Origin of the sequence: Thalassospira profundimaris, from assembly GCF_003326755.1 — a bacterium.
Taxonomy (GTDB): Bacteria; Pseudomonadota; Alphaproteobacteria; order Rhodospirillales; family Thalassospiraceae; genus Thalassospira; species Thalassospira profundimaris_B.
In genome coordinates, this window is sequence record NZ_JPWH01000056.1 from 1 (window position 1) to 4,499 (window position 4,499).

General features: G+C 54.7%; 5 protein-coding genes. 1 reads left to right on the forward strand and 4 read right to left on the reverse strand.

Annotated elements, in window-relative coordinates:
- Positions 1-38 precede the first annotated feature (38 nt).
- Positions 39-1,337, forward strand: a complete 1,299-nt coding sequence (locus tag TH25_RS24410) for a protoglobin domain-containing protein (protein WP_404969436.1) — start codon at positions 39-41, stop codon at positions 1,335-1,337.
- A 100-nt stretch (positions 1,338-1,437) separates the two neighbouring features.
- Here TH25_RS24410 and TH25_RS24415 read toward each other — a convergent pair whose 3' ends face one another.
- The 4 genes from TH25_RS24415 to TH25_RS24430 are packed head-to-tail and all read right to left on the reverse strand — an operon-like array spanning position 1,438 to position 4,178.
- Positions 1,438-2,457, reverse strand: a complete 1,020-nt coding sequence (locus TH25_RS24415) for an energy transducer TonB (protein WP_114090840.1) — start codon at positions 2,455-2,457, stop codon at positions 1,438-1,440.
- Positions 2,458-2,467: 10 nt separating this feature from the next.
- Positions 2,468-2,872 (reverse strand): ExbD/TolR family protein, encoded by a 405-nt coding sequence (locus TH25_RS24420; RefSeq protein WP_114090841.1) that lies wholly within the window; start codon positions 2,870-2,872, stop codon positions 2,468-2,470.
- Positions 2,869-3,261: an ExbD/TolR family protein gene (locus TH25_RS24425; protein ID WP_114090842.1), complete on the reverse strand. Its 393-nt coding sequence runs from the start codon at positions 3,259-3,261 to the stop codon at positions 2,869-2,871. Before TH25_RS24425 ends, TH25_RS24420 begins: the two co-directional genes overlap by 4 nt.
- A 5-nt stretch (positions 3,262-3,266) precedes the next feature.
- Complete coding sequence (locus tag TH25_RS24430; RefSeq protein ID WP_114090843.1) at positions 3,267-4,178, reverse strand: MotA/TolQ/ExbB proton channel family protein; 912 nt, start codon at positions 4,176-4,178, stop codon at positions 3,267-3,269.
- Between the last annotated feature and the right edge of the window lie 321 nt (positions 4,179-4,499).

Sequence of the window (4,499 nt, forward strand, 5' to 3'; positions counted from 1 at the left end):
GGAGCGAAAATTAATAGGTCCTGAGCCTAGATCGTCGTATTGCTTTCGTTGATTTCAACGATAAAAAGCGCAGTTTTCTGCGGGAAATTTGGCCGGTTATCGAAAAGAACCTGCCAGATATGCTTGATGATTTTTATAAAAAGGTTATGAGCCGTTCAGATCTTGCCAAAATTATTGGCGATCCCGGTCGTATCGAGGGACTGAAACGGGCACAGACCAATCACTGGAAAACCCTGTTCAAAGGCCATTTTGACGATCAATATTATGAAGAAGTGCGTCGCATCGGCATGGCGCACGAAAAAATCGGCCTGACACCAGAAGCCTATGTTTCGGGCTACAACTATATTCTGGGCATGATGACATCAATCCTGCACCAGACCTTTCGCAAACGCCGCGAAGTTGGCGAAATGATTGCGGCGGCGTCTACGGCTGTCATCATCGATATGGAACTTGCCATCACCATCTATTACGAGGAAACGCGCAACACCTATAATCGCCGTCTTACAACAATGTCGGACGATTTCCAGACCACGATTTCCAAGGTTGTTACCGCGCTGGCCGGTAGTGCCAACGACATGTCAAATGCGGCAGAAGCCCTGGTTGACAGCGTGGAAAAAACCCGCAATCAAACCAGTGAAGCCCAGGGGGCTGCCAAAACGTCGGCAGAAAACGCATCAACGGTGGCCGGTGCGGCCGAAGAACTTGACGGGTCCATCCGCGAAATTTCATCCCAGGTCAGCCGGGCATCGAACATCTCCCAGGATGTTGAAGGTGCTGTCAAATCCACATCCGACACCATTGGCATTCTTGATGCGACCGCACAGGAAATTGGCACGGTTGTTGACCTGATCGACAAAATCGCCAGCCAGACCAACCTTCTGGCACTCAACGCCACGATCGAGGCTGCCCGCGCAGGCGATGCCGGCAAGGGCTTTGCCGTGGTTGCAAGCGAGGTTAAAAACCTTGCCAACCAAACCGCAAAGGCAACCGGCGATATTACTGCCCAGATCAACGCGGTGCAGGAAACAACCCATCGCGCGGTTGATGCCATTCAGGGTGTGACCGGGCAGATCGCCAAAATTGTCGAAGCGGTTGCCGCCATCGCCGCCGCCGTCGAGCAGCAGGCTGCTGCCACCGGTGAAATCAGCAAAAACATCTATACGGTTTCAAGCGCCAATAAAAACGTCAATACCAGCCTGGGCAATGTTGGCACGACAGCGGATCATACAGGATCTGTCGCCGGAGAGGTTCTGTCCGTCTCCCGGGCGCTGCAAAGCCATGCTGACGCCCTGCAACAGGATGTTGACAGTTTCCTGAAACGGCTTTCTGCGGGCTAAACCCTTTCTAATCCCGACGGATATACATTGGTCTTCCCCTATCAGCCCATACAGTTCATCTGTATGGGCTTTTTGGTGTGGCATGACCCGCATAAAGCCTCTAGCGCAAATCGTAAATCAGCGGCACCTGAAAAGATACACGCGGCGTATCCATATCATCGGGGAATGGCGGAAACCGCTTAATCCGTTCAATCAGTTTCTCGGTAGCCCGATCCAGCAGACGGTTTCCACTTCCCTCCACCAGTTTGATGGTCGAAACCGTGCCATCACGTTCAATCACCAGCATCACGGTATTGCGCCCTTCGATCCCGCGCCTGCGCGCGGCAGCCGGATATTCCTGATATCGCATGATCGTCTGCACAACGGACGACTGATAATCAATGAACTTTGCCTGGCTCAGGGCCGGCCCGCCCCCGCTGCCTGACGCGGCACTGGCGGCCTGGCTACGGGTTTTGGTGCCCGTCGTCCCATTGGACTTTTGCGCGTTAAAAGTGCTTCCTTCTGTCGGACGGGGCCTCTCAACCGGCTTGGCCGCTGCCTTCGGTTCGACCGGGGCAGGCTTGGCTTTTGGTTCTGGCTTCGGCTTTGGTTTAGCTGGCGGCTTTGGTTTTACCTTGGGCGGAACAATCTCGGCCAGTGCCGGTTTTGGCTCAGGTTTTGGCTCTGGCTTTACTTCCGGCTTCTTGACAGGTTCAGGTTCTGGCTGCGGTTCCGGCTTTACATCGGCAAGCGGTTCTGGTTCCGGTTCCGGCTCGGGAATAACCTCGGGCTCAGGCTCGGGCTCTATAACCGGTTCGGGCTCTGCTTCAGGTTCCGGTACAAGTTCCGGCTCGGGCTCGGGCTCGGGTTCCGGTTCAATTTCGGGCTCGCGTGTTTCAGGTTCCGGTTCAGCTTGTTCCACGCCCTGACGACTATCAACGTCAGAACTGGCACTTTCTTCGGGTTCGCTCTCTTCACCACTGGTGGCCTGCCCTGCGCCCAGCGAAATACTGACACTTTGCACAGCGCCCATGCCCCCCCAGCCTGATGGTTGTGGTGCCGGGGTTGCCAGGACAACACCCCCTGCCAGGACCGCACCAGTCAGTGCTGTGGCAATAAGAAAGTCCGTTCGCTTCGACATCTGAATTCCGTTAATTCTGTGCTTCGACGGCGGTCATCAGTTGCACCTTATCCACATGCAGTTCCTGCAAGCGTTTCAGCAATGCCACAATCATCTGGCCATCCACATTCCGATCGGCACGAATTTCGATCGGATGTTGTGCAAATCCTTCGGGCAGCAAACCGGCAATATCATTTAATGCGCCCTGCCTGTCATCAACGCCCATTTTTCCGGATTTATCGACCCACAGAACAACCGTTTCATCGTCCCGCTGCATGGCATCCGCACTTGAGGGCGGATCAACATCAAACGGCCCCAGCTTTTGCAAACTGCCCGCAATCATGAAAAAAATCAGCAGCAGGAAAACGATATTGATCAGGGGCAACATCGGCTCCTGGGCCATCGTATCATCGGTGATTTGAATGCGACGTTTCATTCTTCGATCAAATCCACATTCTTGATGCCATCGCGCCCCAGAACATCCATCACATGAACCAGGCTTTGCAATTTGGCACCGTTTACCGGCTGCAAATGCACAGGGGCACCAGCATGGTCACGGATAAGACGGGCAGCCAGTTTGTCGAGCGGAATACCCTCGCCATTCAGCGTTATCGCGCCATTGCCGTTAATACGGACAGTGGCCGGGCGGGTGTCGGATGTCCGGGAGGATGTTTTGTCCTGGACGGTGACAGACATTTCATAGCCACGCCAATCCAAAAAGCTAGATGCCAGCATGAAAAACACCAGCAGGATAAACACCACATCAATCAGTGGCGTCAGCCCAATGACCGGCGACGCATTGCGATAGCGGGAACGAAGCTGCATCGGCTTTATTCCGCTGCCTGACGCAGACGGGTGATATTCGCCGTTGTATAAGTATCCCGACCGGAAAGCTCGCCACGATTGACAATCAGGGTGCAGACTTCCTCTGTCACGGCGGCCGCACGATTTACCAGGCCCTGCATCCACATGTGAAGGGCCGTCGCAGGAATGGCAACCACCAGCCCGATGGCGGTTGTCAGCAAGGCCAGCCAGATCCCGCCAGACAGAACCGACGGATCAATACGGCTGCCGGCCCCCTCCATTTGCTGGAAAGCATTGATCATGCCCATGACTGTCCCCAGCAGCCCCAGAAGCGGACTTAGAACAGCAATGGCCGACATCAGGCGCAAACCACCATTCAGGCTGTCAATTTCCTTGTGTGCGCGTGAGGCAATCAAATCCGATGCCGATTCACGACTATCGGCATCGCCTACCGGCAAAGACATGCCCAGGCAACCAATTCCGGCAGCCGGATGGCGGCGACGTTTCAGCAGGTTGAGCGCCTGCTCGTCATCACCGGCAACAAGGTGTTGTTCCAGTTCAGGCACGAAACCATCGGCAAACAGGCCCCGGCGAATAAAACCCACCATTTTATAAAAGAACAGAACCAGGCCAATCACAGCCATTGCCGCCAAAATCCAGCCGACCGCCCCGGCACGATCCACCAGATCGAAAACCGGCAAAGTCGCAATGGCGTCTGGCACCCACCCCGAATGGGCAACGGTTGTACCTGTTTGCATCGCACCATCCACCATGTGGCCCGCACCGGACATGCCATCGGCAACACCCTGGGTCGCTTCCCCGGGTGCGCCCGGGTCTACGGTAGAAGCGGCCTGGGCAAGTGCATCCGTGGTTCCGGCAACATGGGTCGTGGCAGATTGCGCACTATCTGTAGCGGCGGGAACGATATTGTCTGGCATGGGACTTCCAATCCTGATCAAAACCTGCAATAGCTGCATTGCGCTTACGCTATTGAAAATGATTTGCACTTTTTACTGCAATTGATTCTGCGATGCAATCTTAACTATTGTCATTCTGAACGGGATAGCCGTTTTTGTTGCCCGTCCCGGCCCAAAACGATGCCCAATGGCGGGTCTGGGGATTAATCGCATATCAGGAATGCCGGGTATTTTAGGCTTGTGATAAATTCGCCGGAAACCAGCTTTATCGCTGGGCACGAACAGGCAAAAATAAACCCCCGAAACCATGCGGTTTCAGGGGTTTATTGGTGAGCCCGACAG